The sequence below is a fragment of the Ralstonia condita genome, from assembly GCF_958405655.1.
Taxonomy (GTDB): domain Bacteria; phylum Pseudomonadota; class Gammaproteobacteria; order Burkholderiales; family Burkholderiaceae; genus Ralstonia; species Ralstonia condita.
Window position 1 is genome coordinate 632,828 of the sequence record NZ_CATYWO010000001.1, and the last position, 18,076, is coordinate 650,903.

The window sequence follows — 18,076 nt, forward strand, 5'->3', positions numbered from 1 at the left end:
AGCACCGGAAGACACCATCATGACCACGATTGATCTGAACGCCGATCTTGGCGAGGGCTGCGATACCGACGAGGCGCTGCTTGCGCTGGTGAGCTCCGCCAACATCGCCTGCGGCTGGCATGCGGGCGACGTCAACACGATGCGCCAGACCGTCGGCTGGGCGCTGCGCCAGGGCGTGTCGATCGGCGCGCATCCGAGCTTTCCTGATCGCGAAAACTTTGGCCGTACCGAGATGCACTTGCCGCCCGAAGAAATCTACGCGGGCGTGCTGTTCCAGATCGGCGGGCTGTCCGCCATCGTGCGCGCGCAGGGCGGCAAGCTGGCCCACGTGAAGGCGCACGGCGCGCTGTACAACCAGGCTTCGCGTGACCGGCCATTGGCTGCCGCCATCGTGCGCGCGATCCGTGATTTCGATCCGTCGCTGGTGGTGTTCGGCCTGGCGGGCGGTGAGCTGGTCAAGGCCGCGCGTGAACTCGGCCTGCAGGCCAAGGAAGAGGTGTTTGCCGATCGCGGGTACAACCCTGACGGCTCGCTCGTCAAACGTGGCACACCGGGTGCCCTGATCGACAGTGAAGAGGCCGCGCTCGACCAGACGCTCACGATGGTGCGCGAACAGCGCGTGAAGGCCATCGATGGCACGTGGGTGCCGATCCGCGCGGAAACGGTTTGTCTGCACGGCGACGGCGCACACGCGCTGGCGTTCGCGCGACGCATTCGGGAACGGCTGGGCAGCGAAGGGATCGCTGTTCGCGCCGGCGCCTGAGCCACGGCCCCGTCCTTCCAACGGGGCCTTTTATCAACTTGGGGGGGAAGCACCACATGGGTACGGCAGTGAATCTATGGCCGCTGATCGGGGTGGTCGTCATCATCGCGGGGTTCATCCTGCGCTTCAATCCGATGCTGGTGGTGGCGGCGGCTGCCATCGCCACCGGCTTTGCGGCATCGATGTCCATTGACCAGATCCTGACGGCGATCGGGACGGGCATCATCAAGACGCGGACCTTGCCGCTGATCATCCTGCTGCCGCTCGCGGTGGTGGGCCTGCTTGAGCGCCACGGCTTGCGTGAGCACGCGCAGAACTGGATCTCGCGCATTCAATCGGCCACGGTGGGTCGTCTGCTGATCGTCTACCTCGCCGTGCGCGAGCTGACGGCGGCCGCCGGTCTGACGAGCCTCGGCGGGCATCCGCAGATGGTGCGTCCGCTGCTGGCGCCGATGGCCGAAGGTGCCGCCGAGAACCGCTTCGGCAAGCTGCCGGCGCCGGTGCGTGAACGCCTGCTGGCGTTCTGTGCCGCCACTGACAATGTCGGCCTGTTCTTTGGCGAAGACATCTTCGTGGCCTTCGGTGCCATCGCGCTGATGCACACGTTCCTGCTCGGCTCGGGCATCGACATCGAACCGCTGCACATCGCCGTGTGGGGCATCCCGACCGCCATCTGCGCGTTCCTGATCCACGCTGTGCGCCTCAAGCGCCTGGACGGCTGGCTGGCCCGTGAAATGGGTAGCCAGCGGGGCGCCGTCGGCACCACCAACACGGCTGCGGCCAAGCAGGGGTAAGCCATGATTCTGTCGATCAACTATCTGTACTGGCTGGCCGGGATCGTCCTGACGATCACCGCGCTGATGACGTTTGCCGACAAGGACCATCCGCGCCGCTGGACGACCGGCCTGTTCTGGGCGATCTTCGCCATGATCTTCCTGGTCGGCGACAAGATTCCGCCGATCTTGGTGGGCTGCGGCGCTGTCCTGATGGCGCTGCTGGCCGGCACGGGTGGTGTCACGCTCGGCAAGCACGGCGAACTGCCGGTCGAAGAGCGCCGCGCGTCGGCCAAGCGCCTGGGCAACCGCCTGTTCATCCCGGCGCTGACCATTCCGGTGGTCACCGTCATTGGCAGCGTGTTCCTGAAGGACATCAAGATCGGCGGCGACCTGCTGCTGGACCCGAAGAACCAGACGTTCGTCTCGCTGGGCCTGGGCTGCATCATCTCGCTCGCACTGGCCTGCTGGATGACGCGCGACACGCCGGTGCAAGCCATGCGTGAGTCGCGCCGGCTGACTGAGTCGCTGGGCTGGGCGCTGGTGCTGCCGCAGATGCTGGCCATGCTGGGTCTCGTCTTTGCCGATGCGGGTGTGGGCAAGGCCGTCGCGCACCTGGCCACCGCCTACATCAACATGGACTATCGCCTCGTCGCGGTCGTCGTCTACTGCGTGGGCATGGCGCTGTTCACCGTCATCATGGGCAACGGCTTTGCAGCCTTCCCGGTCATGACGGGCGGGGTGGGGGTACCGATCCTGGTGGGCGTGTTCCATGCCAACCCGGCGGTGATGGCGGCCATCGGCATGTTCTCGGGCTACTGCGGCACGCTCATGACGCCGATGGCGGCCAACTTCAACATCGTGCCGGCGGCCCTGCTGGAGCTGTCCGATAAGAACGCCGTCATCAAGGCGCAGCTCCCCACCGCACTCTTGCTGCTGACAGCCAATATCGTGCTGCTGTACTTCCTGATGCTGCAGTAATCGTGTTGAAGGTATAGCGTGCTGTGCGCGTCACGTCGGCGACCGAATCAAGCCGGCGGACGCCACCGCACGTGGCCGCTCGTGGCGACACGGCAGGGGCGGCCGTCGACCAGCATCGCGCTCTTCTCCGGGGGGATTCATGAGCAGCCAGATGACACGCGGCCGTTCCATGTCGGGACGCCGCTTTTTTTGTGTTCTCGCAGCCAGTGCGCTGTCGCTCGTGTCGGCCGCGCAGGCTCGCGCCGAGACGTTCCGCGTCGCCACGCCGTATCCGGCCGCCAACTTCCATACGCAGAACCTGCAAGCCTTTGCCAGTGCGGTGGGCGCCGCCACTCATGGCGGGCTGACGTTCGAGGTCTATCCGAACGGCTCGTTGCTCAAGGCCGCCAGCATTTTCGATGGCGTGAGGGATGGCAAGGCCGACGCGGGCGAGGTGATGCTGTCCACGCTGGCCCCGCGCGATCCGCTGTTCGGGGTGGATTCGATTCCCTTTGTGGTGTCGGGCTACAACGATGCGCGCCTGCTTTGGGATGCCTCGCGCAGCCGCGTGGAGGCACTGATGAAGGCCAATGGCTTGCGTCTGCTTTATGCCGTGCCCTGGCCGCCGCAGAACCTGTATGCCGAGACGCCGATTGCCCGGCTCTCCGATCTGAAAGGACATCGTTTGCGCACCTACAACGCCGCACAGAAGCGCATCGCGGAACTCTATGGCGCGCAGGCCGTGCAGGTGGAGGCAGCCGATCTGGGCGCCGCCATCGGCGCGGGCCGCATCGATACGATGCTGACTTCACCCTCCACCGGTCTGGAGACCAGGGCGGGGCAGCGTCTGACCTACTACTACAAGGTCAACGCGTGGATCCCGAAGAATGCGGTGTTCGTCAACGCGGCTCGCTTTGCCAGGCTTGCGCCTGCGATGCAGCAAACGGTGCTCAAGCTCGCCCAGGATTACGAAGCGCGTGGCTGGGAATCCAGCCGCCAGACCTACGAGCACGATGAAGCCGAGCTTGCCAGGACCGGCGTGCGTGTACTCAACCCCGACGTGAGCCTGCAAGGCGACATGCGGCGCCTGGGGGAGCGCCTGACGCGCGAATGGCTGCACACGGCAGGCACGGAGGAAGTCGACATCCTGTTGAGCTTCGAGAACAAGCGCAGCAAGGTCAAGTGAGGCCATCGCTGCAAGCTTGGGCATGATGTTCAACGGGCGTTTATCATCATTTCTGTCTTACCGAGCAGCAGGAGAACGCCATGCCAACCGTCCTCGTCACAGGTTTCGATCCTTTCGAGAACGAACCCATCAACCCGTCGTGGGAAGCTGTGCGCACGCTGGATGGGCAGGGAATCGCCGGTGCCGACATCATCGCGCGGCAACTGCCGACCGTATTCGGCGAATCCATCAAGGTGCTCGGCAAACTGCTGCAGACACTGCGTCCAGACGTGGTGATCGCGGTGGGGCAGGCAGGGGGCCGCGCCGAGATGTCGATCGAGCGCATTGCCATCAACGTGGACGACGCGCGCATTGCCGACAACGCAGGCAAGCAGCCCATCGACGTTGCCATCGAGCACGATGGGCCGGCGGCGTATTTTTCAACCCTGCCGATCAAGGCCATCGTGCGGGAACTGCGGGCGGGCGGCATTCCAGCGTCCGTGTCGCAGACCGCTGGCACGTTCGTCTGCAACCACGTGTTCTATGGCCTGATGCATGCGATTGCCCGCCACAACTTGCCGACGCGTGGCGGCTTCATCCACATTCCGTACCTGCCGTCGCAGGCAGTCAGGCATCCGGGCCAGCCGAGCCTGGCGCAGGACACCGTTGTGACCGGTCTGCGGATCGCCATCGAGACGACGCTGCGTCGTCCGGAAGACATTCGCGAAACAGGCGGGCAGTTGCACTAGGCAACCGGCGGCAGTCTCGGGGCGCATGCAGGATCAGTCGGTCAGGCGCGTGTGGCGTTGCAGTTCGAAGCGCACTGGCGAGGTGTGCGCCACATAGCCCGAATGGATCGGCGTGGTCTCGGCCATTGCGCGATCGGTTTCGACGGGCAGCGATGCATCGTCGATCTGGTAGGCGGAATCCATGGGCCCCGCGAGCACAGCTGTGCGGTGAGCGGCGCGCGCAAGGGCGCTTGGCCGGTCTGATTGAGCGATGGGTTGGGCAGGGGCGGCCAAGACAGTCACGCGCTTGAGTGGACCGGCCAATCTGGCTGAAGGCAGCGACGCCGCGGCGGGTTTCCGACCGCTCGCCAGTGCCAGACCGGGTAATGCCGGTGTGGCCGGGGGCGTCATCGCTCTCAGGACCAGCGGCACGCCATGGCCAGACGCGGAAGCCACCGGTGGCCGCGATGGCTCTGAGGCGGCATTCTGCGGAGCTGCCGTTGCATGGAGGGGTTCGCGGGAGGGTGTCAGGTCGCGCCGCTGCGCGGTGTAGGCACCAAGCCACGCCGCAGCCACTGTACACGCGATGCCCACTGCCAGCAGCGAGAGTCGCGATGGCCAGGCCGAGCCATCGACTGGGCCGCTGACACCGAGCGCGGTGAACACGTCATCCGCCAATGCGCTGGCCCGGCGCGACTCGATCGTCTCGGTGATGCCGCGCGACGCGCCGAATGGCGGCGGCACGCGCAGCCGCGAGGCGCCCGGCATGGCCAAGTGACCGTCGATGATGAAGTTTCGCCTGCCCATTGCATTTCCCCACGCTGAATGACCATGGGGTGGACGGATGGACCCAGCTGCGCCCCGATGGAACGCGCCGATCTTAGACAGCGAAGCCAGCCCGGTCGATCAGACTTGTCCGATATCGCCAGGGCGGGTCCGGTGGGGATCCTGCTTGCCGCGCGTCGCCTGGCGACGTTACGGTGCGGGCGACCAGTGCGGGTCGTTGAGCTGCTTTTCCAGCAGGCGGATCTGCTGCTGCAGTGAATCGAACTGCGTTTTGTATGCGCGGCGTTCGACGTCCAATGCCTGGGCTTCCTTGCGCATGGTTTGCTGCTCCGCCAGCATCTTCTGGCGTTGCGCCTGCATGATGCGCACTTCCTCGCTGAGGGACGCGGCGCGCTGTTCGGCCGCCTGGGCCTCGCGTTCGAGGTGTGCCTTCTGTCCGGCGGTGACAGCGCGGCGCAGGTCGTCTTCCGCCCACGTGCGGGTCTGGCCGGCGAGGGTGTCATATGCGCCCTCGGCCGGTTCGACCGCCGCGAACTTGTACACGCGCCACAATTCTTTGCGATACGAGAGCGCGACGTAGGCGGTGGTGTCTTCGTTCACCAGGAGCAGGCTCGTACCGTAGTCACCGTTGTAGGTGGTGCGCAGTTCGGTCAGGCGCTTCTGGGCAAGCAACTGCTGCAGTTCAGCGACAGTGCCGCCCGCGGCAACGGTAGCGGCGGCTGGCGTTTGCGGTGCGGCGGCTTGAGCGTTGGCCAGCCCGGTGCCCGCAACGGAAGCCGCGGCGGCAAGCGTGAGAACGGTTCGGCGGAAGACGAAGGACATCGCAGGAGTCAGAAATCAAGGCCGACGCGACTATAGCAGTTTTGCCCGCGGCTTCGCTTCGCCGGCGCGCCGATGGCAGCCTCCAGGACGATGGATTGCCCCTACGACGACGGCCCTGACGCAGGCTACCCGGCCCACGCGCGGTCCGTCCGCTGTGCGTTTCCTGCGACTCGCCGGCTTCCCGTTTGCTTCCCATTTACCGAGCCGGTGATCCGCGCCGCGTCCGCGCCCGGCTGGGCGGCATGCCTGTCCAGCGCCGGAATGCCTGACGGAAATTCGCTGCCTCCGTAAACCCCAGCGCCGCGGCGATCTCGTCATTGTTCAATCGCGTATCCCGCAGGTAATCCAATGCGAGCTGGCAACGCACCTTGTCGAGCACTTGCTGATAGGCGTTGCCCTCGTCGGCCAGCTTGCGCCTGAGCGTGCGCGAACTCATCCCCCAGTCGGCGGCAATCGCTTCGATGCCTGGAAAGCGCCCCGGTACGCGCAGCAATTCAGCGATCAATCGACTTGTGATGCCACGCGCCTGTTGAAACTCGTTCAGCAGGCGCTCGCAGGTTTCGTACGCCACCATGGCGGTGGCGGGGTTGCCCTGTACGGGAGCATGCTCAAGCCAGGCCGCATCGAATTGCAGCTCGCTCTGGCCGCTGGAAAACTGAACCGGGCAGCCAAGCTGCTCGGCCATGTCGGCGGTGTGCGACGGCGCCGCGTACGGCAGCATGACCTGCAAGGGCCGTAGTGCTGCGCCCAGCACGTCACGGTGCAGGGCCAGTTGCGTACCCAGTTGCCATTCGAGCACGAAGCGATACAGCGGCGTGTCCTCGCCCAGGCCATAGACATCGCTGAAGCGCCAGCCAACGACGTTGTTCCGCTGGACAAACTCCAGACCGAGCAGCGGTGCCGTCAGCACGCGATAGCGCATCGCCATGGCGATCGCCTCTCGCGCGGTGGGGCTGCACAGCAAGGCGTATCCGTAGAGGCCGAACTGCGTGATCCGGGCAGCAAGCCCGGCGCGCAGCGCCAGATCGGCGCGAGGTGACAGACGCAGTGCGTTCTCGCAAACGGTCAGCAACTGACGCGCGCTGATGCGCGTCTCGGGCCGCTGGAAGTCTGTCACCGCGAGGCCTGTGCCCGCCAGCGCCGCGACGGCATCCACGCCCAGGCCGACCATGATCTCGATCAGGGCCTGGAGCTTGTGCGGACGGTGAATCCGCTCGTCGGACAAAGGGAAGTCTGGCTGCATGGCGGAGCATTGTAGCAACGTGTCCGAATTTCATCTGTTTTGGACGTTTCGCACCTAGGCAAGTCGTCCGCAGGACAGAACAATCGGTGTCGACATGACGCAATGGCCCCCAACAGAGAGCGGCCATCATCAAGGGAGACTCCGGTGCCTATCACACCACAGCACGTCGCTGCCTCGTCGATTGACCTGGTGCGACTGAACTTCAATCCGCAAGCCCAGCTCGGGCTCAGCCTGGTCCTGGCCCTGGTGATGTTCGGCATCGCCCTGGACCTGACGCGCGACGACTTCCGGCAGGCGTGGGCCAGACCGCGGGCGCTGGTCATTGGTCTGCTCAGCCATCACGTGCTGTATCCGGCCGCCACATTCCTGATGATCGTCCTGCTGCGACCGGCGCCGTCGATCGGGTTGGGGATGTTGCTCGTGGCGTCCTGCCCAGCCGGCCACATCTCGAATTTCTTCACGCACCGCGCCAACGGCAACACGGCGCTGTCGGTGTCGATCAGCACCCTGTCGACGCTTGGCGCCATTGTCATGACGCCGCTGAACGTCAGTTTCTGGGCGTCACGCGATCCGGAGATGGCCGCATTGCTGCATAGCTTCTCGCTCGATCCGGCGCGGATGCTGCTGGAAGTCGGGCTGCTGCTGGGCCTGCCGCTGGCGCTCGGACTGCTGGTGCAAGCACGTGCGCCGGCCCTGGCCAAGCGCCTGCACGTGCCGATGAAGCGGTTCTCGATGCTGGTGTTTCTGGTGTTCGTGCTGGGCGCGCTGGCGCTCAACTGGGCGATCTTCCTGGAGTGGGGGCGCTACGTCGTACTGCTGGTGCTGGCGCACAACGCACTCGCCCTGGCCGGTGGCTACACCTTCGCGCGCCTTGCGGGCTTGGCGGAGCGCGACTGCCGCGCCGTGGCCTTTGAAACCGGCATCCAGAACTCCGGGCTCGGGTTGGTGCTCATCTTCAATTTCTTTGACGGGCTGGGCGGCATGGCCATCGTCACGTCGTGGTGGGGAATCTGGCATATCGCGGCGGGCACGGGGCTGTCGACATTCTGGCTGATGCGCGATCGCAGGAGGCTGGCATGAATGACTCTGCGCGCATTCTCGTCACCGGCAGCAATGGCTACCTGGGACATCAGGTCGTCGAGGCGCTGGCTGCACAGTACAGCGGACAGTCCGGACTGATCGTCGGCATGGATCTTCGCGAGCCAGCCGCCGGCAAACGACTCCCGGGCGTCATCTACGCACAGGGCGATATTCGGAATGCAGACCTCGAAGCGCTGCTGCGCACACATCGAATCCAGCAAGTGGTGCATCTCGCGGCCATCGTGACGCCGCCCCAAGGCAGCGATCGTGCGCTGGAGTATGAGGTCGATGTCGTCGGGACGCAGCGCCTCCTGCAGGCCTGCGTGGCCACCGGCGTGGAGCAGATCCTGATCTCGTCGTCCGGCGCGGCGTATGGCTACCACGCAGACAACCCCGAGTGGCTTCGCGAGAGCGACCCCATCCGCGGCAACCAAGAGTTTGCGTATGCCTGGCACAAGCGGCTGGTTGAGGAGATGCTCGCCGAATACCGCGAACGCCACCCGGCCCTCAAGCAGACCGTACTCCGCGTGGGCACCATCCTCGGCGAGCGCGTCAACAATCAGATCACGGCGCTGTTCGAGAAGAAGCGCATTCTGGTGCTTCGCGGTGCGGCCAGTCCTTTCGTCTTCATCTGGGACCAGGACGTCGTCGGCATCATCCTGCACGCGTTGCGAGGTCGCCGTGCGGGCATCTTCAACGTGGCCGGCGATGGCGCGCTGGGTGTGCGCGAGCTGGCCGCACGCATGGGCAAGCCCTGCCTGGTCGTCCCGCCGTGGCTGCTGCAACTGGCATTGGCGATCGGCCATCGCCTGGGCGTCAGTCGCTATGGTCCGGAACAGGTCCGCTTCCTTCGTTATCGGCCGGTGCTCGATAACCAGCGGCTCAAGGCCGAACTTGGCTACCGGCCGCGCAGGACGTCGGCCGAAGTCTTCGATCTGTGGTGGGCGAGTCGCCCGCGCCATGGGCGTGCGTAGGTAGGGGCATGGCAGGGCCGTTGCGCGGTTGTGACCGGCGCGGGCGGTGGACTGGGCGCTGCGTTGAGCCGTCAGCTGGGGAGGGCGGGCGCCCAGGTGGCCCTGCTCGACCGCGACGGCGCCGCGGCGGAAGCCATCGCCACTGAATTGCGGGCTGACGGCTGCCGCGCGCAAGCCTTTACCTGCGATATCACCGATGCAGATCGGGTGGAAGAGACCCTCGGGCAAGTCGTCGCGCTGTTCGGCAATGTCGACCTGCTCATCAACAATGCCGGCATCGCCGCGCGCAGCCTGTTCGAGCACACAGGTTCAGAGGTCATGCACCGAGTCATGGAGGTCAACTACTTCGGCGCGGTGCATTGCACGAAGGCAGCGCTGACGTCGCTGATGGCAACACGCGGCCGCATTGTCGCCGTCAGCAGCATCGCCGGGTTTTCGCCGCTGATCGGCCGCTCGGCCTATGCCGCGAGCAAACACGCGCTGCATGGCTTTTTCGACAGCCTGCGCAGCGAACTGCGCGACCGCGGCGTCTCCGTGACGCTGGTGTGCCCGTCCTTCATCTCGACAGGGATTGAAGCGGCGGCGCTCGGAGGCGACGGCAAGCCCGTCGGCGGCAAGCGCGACGTGACGGGAACGGTGGCCAGCCCCGACGAGATCGCCGCTTGCATCGTGCGTGCAGCGGTGGGCCGCAAGCGCTTGGTGCTGCCTGGTGTCACGGCAAAGGTCGCCTATATCGTCAGCCGCCTGGCGCCCCGAATGTACGAAGGCCTGATGCGCCGTCGCGTTGGCCACGAATTCCGTTAAGGAGGCAGGACAATCATGCAAACAAAATGGATTCTGCCAAGCGCCCTGTTGCTTGGCGCAATGCGGGCCGCCTCGGCTGCCCAGGTGCAGGTGGTGGACGCTGCCGGTGTGCCCGTGCCGACCGTCATGCTGCGCGTCTTTCCCGTCAAGTCGCCGGGATTGCCGAATAGTGACGGCGGCTACCCGCCTTCGGGACAGCCCTTCCAGGCCTGGAAGGAGACAACCGTCTTCACCGATGCACAAGGACGCGCCACGCTCCCCGACGACACGCCCGACTTTCCGCAGCAGGTGCGCCTGCGCAAACCGGGGTACCAGGAGCTGACCCTGCCGCTGGCCAGCTCGGGCTCGGTGCTGAAGATCCAGCGCGAAACCGACCCCGCAAGGCTTGCCGAGGCGCGGCCGGCCAATGCATGGCTCGGCTCGCTCGATCTTGGCGATCCCGGCCTGAAGCTGCGCTACCAGACGCAATGCACGTTCTGCCATCAGCAGGGCAACGCATTCGTGCGCCGCGAGCGTTCGGAAACGGAATGGACCCACACCATCCAGCGCATGATGCGCTATGGGTCGCGGCTGTCGACGGAAGACCAGAAGATCCTGCCGTCGCTGCTTGCCAAGAATTGGCAGACGCTGCGCGAGCATCCCGAGCGTGTCGCGCAGACAGCGCCCTGGCAAACGGAGCTGGCCACCGCGCGCATCACGGAATGGCCCGTCGGTGACGCCATGTCGCAGACCCACGACGTATTGCTCGCCCGCGACGGCGTGCTCTATGTCGCGGACAACATCCAGGACCGGCTCTGGGCGCTTCAGCCCGACACCGGCCGCATGACGGTCTACAAGATTCCGCATTTGCCGGGCGACAAGCCGGGCGGTCTGCTGAGCGCACGCTTGCGGGATTTCCCGCGGCACGATTCGACGTCCAACGCGCACTCCCTGGCCGAGTCCCAAAAGGACGGCCACATCTTCATCACGCCATCGGCGCAGCAGCGGCTGGTCGAATTCGATCCGCACACCGGCAAGTTTCAATTGCACGAAATCGGTGGCGGGTTCTATCCGCACACCATTCGCGTGGATGCGCAGGACCGCGTATGGTTCACGCTCGCGCTCTCGAACCAGGTCGGGATGCTCGACCGCGCAACCGGCAAGTTCAAGCTTTATGACCTTCCCACGCGCAGCCTGGGCGAAAAGTTCACGACGCACTTCATCCGCCAGCTCTACTGGCTGATGGATCATGGCGTTCCACTCGCGAACTGGCTCAAGGTCGACCGGGACAATACCGGCGTACCACTGCCCTATGGCATCGACATCACACCCGATGGCCGAGTGTGGTTCGCGCGGCTGCATACAAACGAGATCGGCGTGATTGACCCGCGCACCGACCGCATCACGATGATCCCCACGCCGTTCAAGGGTCCGCGCCGCCTGCGCACGGATGCCGATGGCCGACTCTGGATCACCGCGTTTCCGGAATCTGCCATCGCCAGCTACGACCCGGCAAACGGAAAGTTCACGCGCTACGACCTGCCTGTGCTGCCCAAGGGCAGCGACACGCCATACGCACTGAACGTGGACAAGGCCCGCGGGGTCGTGTGGGTCAACGGCGATCAGTCTGATTCACTCTATGCGCTCACCATCGCCACGGGCAAGTGGGTCCAGTATCCGTTGCCCAAGCGCGTGGCCTTTACGCGGGATGTGGAGATTGCCCCCGACGGCAGTGTCTACACGTCAACGTCCAGCTTTCCGAGCTGGCATGTCGAAGATGCCCAGCCAACCCTGATTCACCTCCAGCCACGATAAGATGCATCGGCAAGCCTGCTTCCTCGCTTCATGCCTGTGCGCTTTCACAGCCGGGCACATGGTCAATTACAGCGTGATCCTGTTTGCGCAGGACATGCTTGGCTCTGCCTGGTTATCCGGGCTCGGGCTGGGCCTGTGCTTCGGGCCACCTCTGGTCCTCGGCTGGTTTGCCGGCGTGTTGTGTGACCGGCTGGCGCCGGGGCGCGTCATCCAGGGTGCGCAGGCCATCTTCGGTCTTGCCGCGCTTGCATTGGGTTGGACCGTCCTACGGGCACCGCACGAGCGCACCGCTACGCTGCTGCTCGCCGCTGGGCTCGCGGGTGTGGCGTGGAGTTTTGCGTCCCCTGCACGGATGGCAGCACTCGCGCAGATCGTGCCAGCCGAGCGGCTCAAGAAGATGTCCGTCCTCTTCAACGTTTTCGTGATGCTGGGCTTTGGCCTGGGGCCGCTGATGATCGCGATGCTGCGCCGTCTGGGCGGCTGGCCGTCCGTGGTGTGGGGCATCCTCGGTCTGGTGATCGTCGCCTCCGTGCTGCTCCTGCCCGTCCGGACCCAAGCGGGTAGCGCATCGCGCCAAGCGATGGCCGCCGACGTGCGGGAAGGTCTGCGCGCGGTATGGGCCCAGCCGTTGCTGATGCAACTGATGCTGGTTGCCATGGCGGGCTATCTGGCCATGGGACCGATGCAAGTGCTGCTGCCAAGACTGGCGGTAGAGCAGCTCGGCCTCGCGGACTTGCAACGCGGGCTGCTGCTCGGCAGCCTTGCGCTGTCACTGATCGGCGGAGGCGTGTTGGCCATGGTGCTGGCTTCCCGTGTGCATCACGGAGCGGCCATCTTTGCGGGAACGCTCGGCGCTGGCGTCGCTCTTGCGGCGCTGGGCGGCATACGGGCGCCTGGCACCGCGCTGGCCATGCTTGCCACGGTCGGTGTGCTCGGCGGAATGAGCCTGTCTCTGATCGTTGCCGGCATTCAGGCCGAAGCCGCCGTCGCCGTGCGCGGAAGGGTGCTGAGCATGTACACCATCATCTCGCAGGTGGTCCCCGCCAGCTCGGGCGTACTTGCCGGTGCCCTGATGCAGCGCTTTGGCGTGAGTGTTGCCTTGCTGTGCTGCGGCAGCGGACTGGTCGCGCTGATGCTGTTCAATCTGACGTGGATGCGAGCGCTGCGCGCCCAGGTGCGCTGAGCTTGCGCCAGCAAGCGAAGGCGAGGGCGAGGGTGAGGGTGAGACCGGGTTTATTGGCGGAAGCAGTGAGATTCGGCGTCTGAAATAAGGAGTCGTTGTAATTCAAGGAGTTACAACGACACCCGAAACACGGTGTGTACCAGCCATGTAGGTCAATAAGCGTACCATCGTGTGCTCCTACGCTGGTAGACCCGTTTGGGTGTTTGGACCGTCTGGTGGTGCAAGCTTCCGTGCCGCCTTGACACTGATTACGGTTTGCGTTTCAACGCTCAACCGCATCCAGCCAAACCGGATGCGTCCGTGCCCAGCATCCAGCGCCGCACGGAGCACGGCCAGCACGAGTTCCTTCCGGGACTTCAGGGACTGCAATTTTTATCTGGCACGCAGCTCCAGCATGACTTCGCAGCACGCTTCCTGAAGGCCCTTGATCTGCCGCTCGTATTGTTCCTTCAGGTCCAGCGGGTTGGCGCGCAATGCGTTCTCAACGTCGCGCTTACCATCGTCCACCCAGCCCTCAACCTCGGAGGGAAACAGATCGTAGGCTCGACTGGCCTCCGCTACCGTCGTCTTGCCCTGGATGATGGCCAACACCAGTGCGCGCTTGCGCTTGGCTGTTCAGTGCTTGATGTCTTCTTCCATCTTCGTGCGCATCGTCATTTCTCCTATTCTGACGTGAGCAGTTTTTCACTGGGTCATTACAGTGGCGCACCCAGGCCTGACCAAGTCTCTCCCGTCATGGGGTTGTAGTACCGCGGCGCCATGACACCCACTCCGGTACATGGGGCAGAATGCGCAGTCCATGCCGTTGGATTGCAAACCGGATGATGTCCCGTTGGAGGCGCGGCAGGGTTGCCTGACGTTCACGCCGGTGAGCAGCATGGCATTCCCGACTGACGGTCTTGAGTTCGCGCGCCCGTTTCTCCCGTGAGAGCCGATCCCATGTGTCCGGTTGCGGCATGTTGCGATCAATCTTTGCGCGTTGGCCGTCGTGATACGTCAATCATCCTGCGCCCATCGTTCCACGAGATCGGCCGGAATGGCCTGAAACACCTCATCAAAACCTTTGCCGGTCAAGCGCTCTGCTTGCTTGAGCAGCAGCGATACCGGACTGCTCGGCTCGTTGTGTTCAAACCAAAGCCGGGCGGAGCGAATCGTAGCGCGAACCGTGTCTCGATCCATGGGTATGGCAGGTTGCGCATCACTAAGGCTGGTGCAGTTGGGGACTTCAGTATACACGTCACCGCACTCCAGGTTTCCAGTGTTTGACGATGGCGGGAGGGCCGGTGCTATCCGGCTCGGTTCTGTGACCGGGACCGCCGCTGCTGCCGATGTTGTGACTGTGTCCGTGGCCACGAACTCCAGCAGCTTAAGGAGCGGCTCCAGATCGGGATGCTCGCCCGGCAGATGGTCGCGAGCCCATGCGTCGATGGATGCCGCAAAGGCCGCCGCTTGGTCGAGCGCCGCCATCGCCGGGCTCTGCTGCTGCCGCAAATCCTGAAGCTGCTGCCGCACAGACTCCGACGCCAGCGCATCCGCCGGTCGAGGGATGCTGAGCGAGCGCTCCACGTCACGCATTTGCAGGCGCAGCACACCGTTGCAGGTGATGGCCAGTTCCCGGATGTCCTGCAAAAACCCCTGCGGATCCACCAAGGCAGCCAGCGCGTTGGCGCGCAACGCCGGGTCGACTTCGCCATCCACCACCAGTTGCGGATGGATGGCCTCCGGCCACTTCGCCAACAGTTGCGCCAAGACGCCCAAGCCATCCCGTAAGCCGTTCGCGTTGTCCAGCCGGACCCGGCAGCGCAGCAACAGCACCAGCACACGAATATCGCGCGTGCGCTGCAGCAGGCGGCGGCAATCACGCTCCAGGTCGCTCCAGTTCACCGCCTCCGGTGTGCTGACGAATTCGCCGTACTGGGCGTCAGGCTTGGTCGCCGCCTTGGCTTGCAGTACCACAAACTCCGGGTCGTATTCCAGGTCATCCCCGCAGGGCTTTTCTTGGGAGATGGCCTCGTATAGCTCGGCGAACGCAGTGATGGGCTGCGCGGATACTGGATGCTTCGATTTCGTTTTCATCGCTTCAATGTTTTGCATACTGCTCTGGCTCGAACACCATGCCGGTGATGGCGCGGCCACTGTCGGGCTCTCCGAGCCAGGTTGACCAGCCCAGACTTTCGGAGGAACCCAGCACCGCCGGTGGCGCTGAGTCGGGAATGACCTGAAGCTCGACCTCCCACACGAACTCGTAGCCGACGAACGAGCGCACCCATTCGATGAGCACAGGCAAATCCCGCCCATTCGGTGTGAAGTTCAGGTATTGCTTCAGGTCTAGCGGCCCAATCACCAAGCGGAATTTGTGTTGGCGATCCGGTACGGCTTCGCCCAGCATGGCGCCTTGCCCCATGACGCTGGGTGCGCCGGGGGCGCCCAGCAACGATTGCTCGGCTGGATCAATCGCAATCCAGTGCAGAACAAATTCCTCAAGCTTTACCGGCACGCCGAAGAAATGCGCCAGCGTGGCCGCAATGCCATCGGGGTTGCGCGCTTCCCGCACGTGATGGGCGCTGGCTGCCAATCGGGCATGCGAGGGCAACGGGCCCGCCATCTCTTTCGGCGCATGGCTCGCCAGCCATCCAACATAGCGCGAGAACACCTCATCGTCCCGGCGATCCAACCCCGCCGTCGATTGCGCATGCGCCCACGCCTGGTAGAACTGCGTGAGCGCGCGATGGTGGAACAGGTCCAGGAAATCCGCGGTGGTGCTGTCGCGGTGCGCCTCGGTCCGCTCACGCACGATCTCCGTGAAGTGGATCGGCAGCGCACCATTCGGACCCAGCATGCCCAGGCCGAAGAGCTGAATCCTGAGCTTGTCCCGCTGTTGTTGAATTTGCGCGATTTCACGCGGGGCGAAGGTGAGCGAGGCGACCTGTCCAATCCGAAAGGGCTCGTCACTCGGCCGCCTCGCATGACCAATCGGGGGACGATCCCGCTGCTGCGCGCTCAACTGACGCAGCAGCCCCAGGAAACTCAGCCGCCAGGGCGCTTGATGGAGCGGTGGCGCTGCTGGAGGATGCGTTCCTGCAGCGGGTGGTGTGTTGTCGTCGATTCCGCGATACATGGCTAGACCGCGCTCCGGTTACCCATGCGCACGGGCCAGCGATGCACCCGCCCGCGCTGGATCGAGGTCAACTCCGTCTCCGTGAAGGCATTGACCGACACGTGCCGAGCAAGGAAGTGTTCCAGCACCACCCCAAACAGATACGGACTGATGCCCGAGAACCCCGTCTCATCCACCGTCAACTCGCATTGCACGCCACGTCCATAGAGGATCGGTCCCCTCCCGGGCAACCGTCGCGTAACCGGCAGGACCCTGGAGCCAATCAAGCTCTCGATCTGGCGCTGCTGCGCCAAGTCTTCGCTGGCCACGAAGAGGCGCAGCATGTCGCGCAGGCCCTGCCCCCCCTCGCGGTGATCTAGGTCCGTGAGCGACAGATAGTTGAAGCCCAGTTGACGGACCAAGCGCCAAGCCGTCTCACCCTCTGCAAAGGGCGGGCGCGGCGTGGAAGGCGGCCGGATCAGCCCAACCCCCGCCACCGGAATGGAGTCCGGTGAGCGCAGGTCATTCAACCCTTTGCGCGGCACCAGCATCGGCAAATCCCGGTTGGTCGCCATGGCCTCGACCGACAGGTAGCGCAGGTCATTGGGGTAGGGCGTTTCGACCTGATCCACCAGCGAGACGAACACCTCGGTGCCGGTGTACTCTGTTCGCGTCCCGTGCTTGCGCCCGTGTTCGGATACCAGCCGGCGTTCGCGCCGCATCGAGAAGTAGCGGCCGTGGTTGCCCTCATCGCTGTTGAGCGTGGAAAACAGCGGCCGGAAATCGACCGGTACACTGTGCTCGTTGGCCTGCCCTGACAGTTTTCGGATCGAAAATATCTCGTAATCCATCGGCCGGCGGCGATCGGCCACCAGATGAAACTCCGTGCGCCCCGGGTCAATCTCCATCCGGTCGGCCCGCCTCGGGAACAGGTTGATGACGGGCGTGCAGAAGAGCGCGAACTGTCCCGCGTCCACCTGACTGGCCAAGGTTTGTGGCGATTTTGACAGCAGCACCACGATCTCCGCCTCCCGGCCGTCGATCCGGGACAACCCAGGCGCCAACCCGTTGAGCCCAAAGAAATAAAATCGCTGCGGGCACGCAAAGTACTCATGTACCAGGTTGTGCCCGTGGAACTTGTTCCAATCCAGCGGCAGCGCACTTTCATCAGGTGCCATGCCAACATGGCTCACCGCGCTGTTCGTGACAGCATGTAAGCGTTCACCCATGTCGCCCGGCTTGCCGACTAACGTGGCGCAGCCCGCGCTGTGCAGCAACTCGAACAGGTGCGACGCAATCTGGTCGTCGCCGCACAGGTGAATGGGCAGCGATTCCAAGCCGTTCAACTGCGCAAAGGTGGCGTCCAGAGTGAGCCGAAGCCGCAATCGCAGCGCCCCCTGCACGGTCACATGCGCGGGCACAAAGCGTTCCAGCCGTTGAATGTCGGGCGGAATGCCCGTCAGTCGCGCCTCGGCAATCTCGATCGGCCAGAGCGACAGCGGTTGCGTCGTGCGGAACTCGCACTGCGTCGATTCGCCGGGCGGCGCCTTGGCGAGCAAGGGGGTACCGCGTGGTACTGGCTGCCCACGCGCGAGATCGCCTTCGCTGTGGCTCGGGTGGAACTGCGCTACCGCAATGGCGGGCGTGGGCGCCACATAGTTGGGATACACCACCTCCAGCAGCCGTTGGGTGAAGCGTGGAAACTCCGCGTCGAGCTTGATCTGCGTGCGCGCCGACAGAAAGCAGAACGCCTCGATCAGCCGCTCCACGTAGGGGTCGGCTATCTCAATGCCTTGCATGCCCAGACGTCTGGCCACCTTCGGGTGCTGCTTGGCGAATTCGCCCGCCAGCTCCCGCATGTAGACGAGTTCCCGGTTGTAGTAATCCAGCAGTTGCGGGTCCAT

Annotated in this window: 17 protein-coding genes and 1 pseudogene; 11 read left to right on the top strand and 7 right to left on the bottom strand. The window is 64.6% G+C overall.

Annotated features, from left to right (window positions below; all coding sequences use genetic code 11):
- The first annotated feature begins 19 nt into the window (after positions 1–19).
- The 5 genes from pxpA (at position 20) to pcp (ending at position 4,410) form a co-directional block, all read left to right on the top strand.
- Positions 20–763, top strand: a complete 744-nt coding sequence (gene pxpA / locus R2N03_RS02900; RefSeq protein ID WP_316654967.1) for a 5-oxoprolinase subunit PxpA — start codon at positions 20–22, stop codon at positions 761–763.
- Positions 764–819: 56 nt separating this feature from the next.
- Entirely contained in the window at positions 820–1,557 is a 738-nt protein-coding gene (locus R2N03_RS02905) for a DUF969 domain-containing protein (protein ID WP_316654969.1), read from the top strand.
- A gap of 3 nt (positions 1,558–1,560) precedes the next feature.
- Positions 1,561–2,517, top strand: coding sequence for a DUF979 domain-containing protein (locus R2N03_RS02910; protein ID WP_316654971.1), 957 nt, complete (start codon positions 1,561–1,563; stop codon positions 2,515–2,517).
- Positions 2,518–2,656: 139 nt separating this feature from the next.
- Positions 2,657–3,682, top strand: coding sequence for a TRAP transporter substrate-binding protein (locus R2N03_RS02915; protein WP_316654973.1), 1,026 nt, complete (start codon positions 2,657–2,659; stop codon positions 3,680–3,682).
- Positions 3,683–3,762: 80 nt separating this feature from the next.
- Positions 3,763–4,410 carry a pyroglutamyl-peptidase I gene (gene pcp, locus R2N03_RS02920; RefSeq protein ID WP_316654974.1) on the top strand — a complete coding sequence of 216 codons (648 nt, stop codon included), beginning with the start codon at positions 3,763–3,765 and terminating at the stop codon, positions 4,408–4,410.
- Between the two features lie 33 nt (positions 4,411–4,443).
- Here the strand turns inward: pcp and R2N03_RS02925 are convergent, their stop codons facing one another.
- Positions 4,444–4,593, bottom strand: a complete 150-nt coding sequence (locus R2N03_RS02925) for a hypothetical protein (protein ID WP_316654976.1) — start codon at positions 4,591–4,593, stop codon at positions 4,444–4,446.
- A 382-nt stretch (positions 4,594–4,975) separates the two neighbouring features.
- Between R2N03_RS02925 and R2N03_RS02930 the strand changes: the two genes are divergently transcribed.
- Positions 4,976–5,167 carry a hypothetical protein gene (locus R2N03_RS02930; RefSeq protein WP_316654978.1) on the top strand — a complete coding sequence of 64 codons (192 nt, stop codon included), beginning with the start codon at positions 4,976–4,978 and terminating at the stop codon, positions 5,165–5,167.
- Between the two features lie 197 nt (positions 5,168–5,364).
- Here the strand turns inward: R2N03_RS02930 and R2N03_RS02935 are convergent, their stop codons facing one another.
- Both R2N03_RS02935 and R2N03_RS02940 read right to left on the bottom strand, forming a co-directional pair.
- The gene (locus R2N03_RS02935; protein WP_316654979.1) at positions 5,365–5,997 is read right to left on the bottom strand and encodes a DUF2968 domain-containing protein; all 633 of its coding nucleotides are present in this window, start codon (positions 5,995–5,997) and stop codon (positions 5,365–5,367) included.
- A 196-nt stretch (positions 5,998–6,193) separates the two neighbouring features.
- On the bottom strand, positions 6,194–7,240 hold the full coding sequence (locus tag R2N03_RS02940; RefSeq protein ID WP_316654981.1) for an AraC family transcriptional regulator: 1,047 nt from the start codon (positions 7,238–7,240) through the stop codon (positions 6,194–6,196).
- 144 nt (positions 7,241–7,384) lie between these two features.
- On the opposite strand from R2N03_RS02940, the gene R2N03_RS02945 reads away from it, so the two are divergent.
- The 5 genes and pseudogenes from R2N03_RS02945 (at position 7,385) to R2N03_RS02965 (ending at position 13,075) form a co-directional block, all read left to right on the top strand.
- Positions 7,385–8,320 carry a bile acid:sodium symporter family protein gene (locus R2N03_RS02945; RefSeq protein ID WP_316654983.1) on the top strand — a complete coding sequence of 312 codons (936 nt, stop codon included), beginning with the start codon at positions 7,385–7,387 and terminating at the stop codon, positions 8,318–8,320.
- Complete coding sequence (locus R2N03_RS02950) at positions 8,317–9,294, top strand: SDR family oxidoreductase (RefSeq protein ID WP_316654985.1); 978 nt, start codon at positions 8,317–8,319, stop codon at positions 9,292–9,294. The genes R2N03_RS02945 and R2N03_RS02950 overlap by 4 nt, the downstream gene beginning before the upstream one ends.
- A gap of 24 nt (positions 9,295–9,318) precedes the next feature.
- Positions 9,319–10,098 (top strand): annotated as a pseudogene (locus R2N03_RS02955) (SDR family oxidoreductase); the annotation flags it as partial.
- A 15-nt stretch (positions 10,099–10,113) separates the two neighbouring features.
- Positions 10,114–11,892: a Vgb family protein gene (locus R2N03_RS02960; protein WP_316654987.1), complete on the top strand. Its 1,779-nt coding sequence runs from the start codon at positions 10,114–10,116 to the stop codon at positions 11,890–11,892.
- Position 11,893: 1 nt separating this feature from the next.
- Entirely contained in the window at positions 11,894–13,075 is a 1,182-nt protein-coding gene (locus tag R2N03_RS02965) for an MFS transporter (protein ID WP_316654990.1), read from the top strand.
- 372 nt (positions 13,076–13,447) lie between these two features.
- Here R2N03_RS02965 and R2N03_RS02970 read toward each other — a convergent pair whose 3' ends face one another.
- The 4 genes from R2N03_RS02970 to tssF all read right to left on the bottom strand — a co-directional run bounded on the left by R2N03_RS02970 (position 13,448) and on the right by tssF (position 18,076).
- The gene (locus R2N03_RS02970; RefSeq protein WP_316656540.1) at positions 13,448–13,669 is read right to left on the bottom strand and encodes a transposase; all 222 of its coding nucleotides are present in this window, start codon (positions 13,667–13,669) and stop codon (positions 13,448–13,450) included.
- A 402-nt stretch (positions 13,670–14,071) separates the two neighbouring features.
- The gene (locus tag R2N03_RS02975; protein WP_316654992.1) at positions 14,072–15,169 is read right to left on the bottom strand and encodes a type VI secretion system protein TssA; all 1,098 of its coding nucleotides are present in this window, start codon (positions 15,167–15,169) and stop codon (positions 14,072–14,074) included.
- On the bottom strand, positions 15,156–16,193 hold the full coding sequence (gene tssG / locus R2N03_RS02980; RefSeq protein ID WP_316654994.1) for a type VI secretion system baseplate subunit TssG: 1,038 nt from the start codon (positions 16,191–16,193) through the stop codon (positions 15,156–15,158). The genes R2N03_RS02975 and tssG overlap by 14 nt, the downstream gene beginning before the upstream one ends.
- A gap of 2 nt (positions 16,194–16,195) precedes the next feature.
- Positions 16,196–18,076 carry a type VI secretion system baseplate subunit TssF gene (gene tssF, locus R2N03_RS02985; protein WP_316654996.1) on the bottom strand — a complete coding sequence of 627 codons (1,881 nt, stop codon included), beginning with the start codon at positions 18,074–18,076 and terminating at the stop codon, positions 16,196–16,198.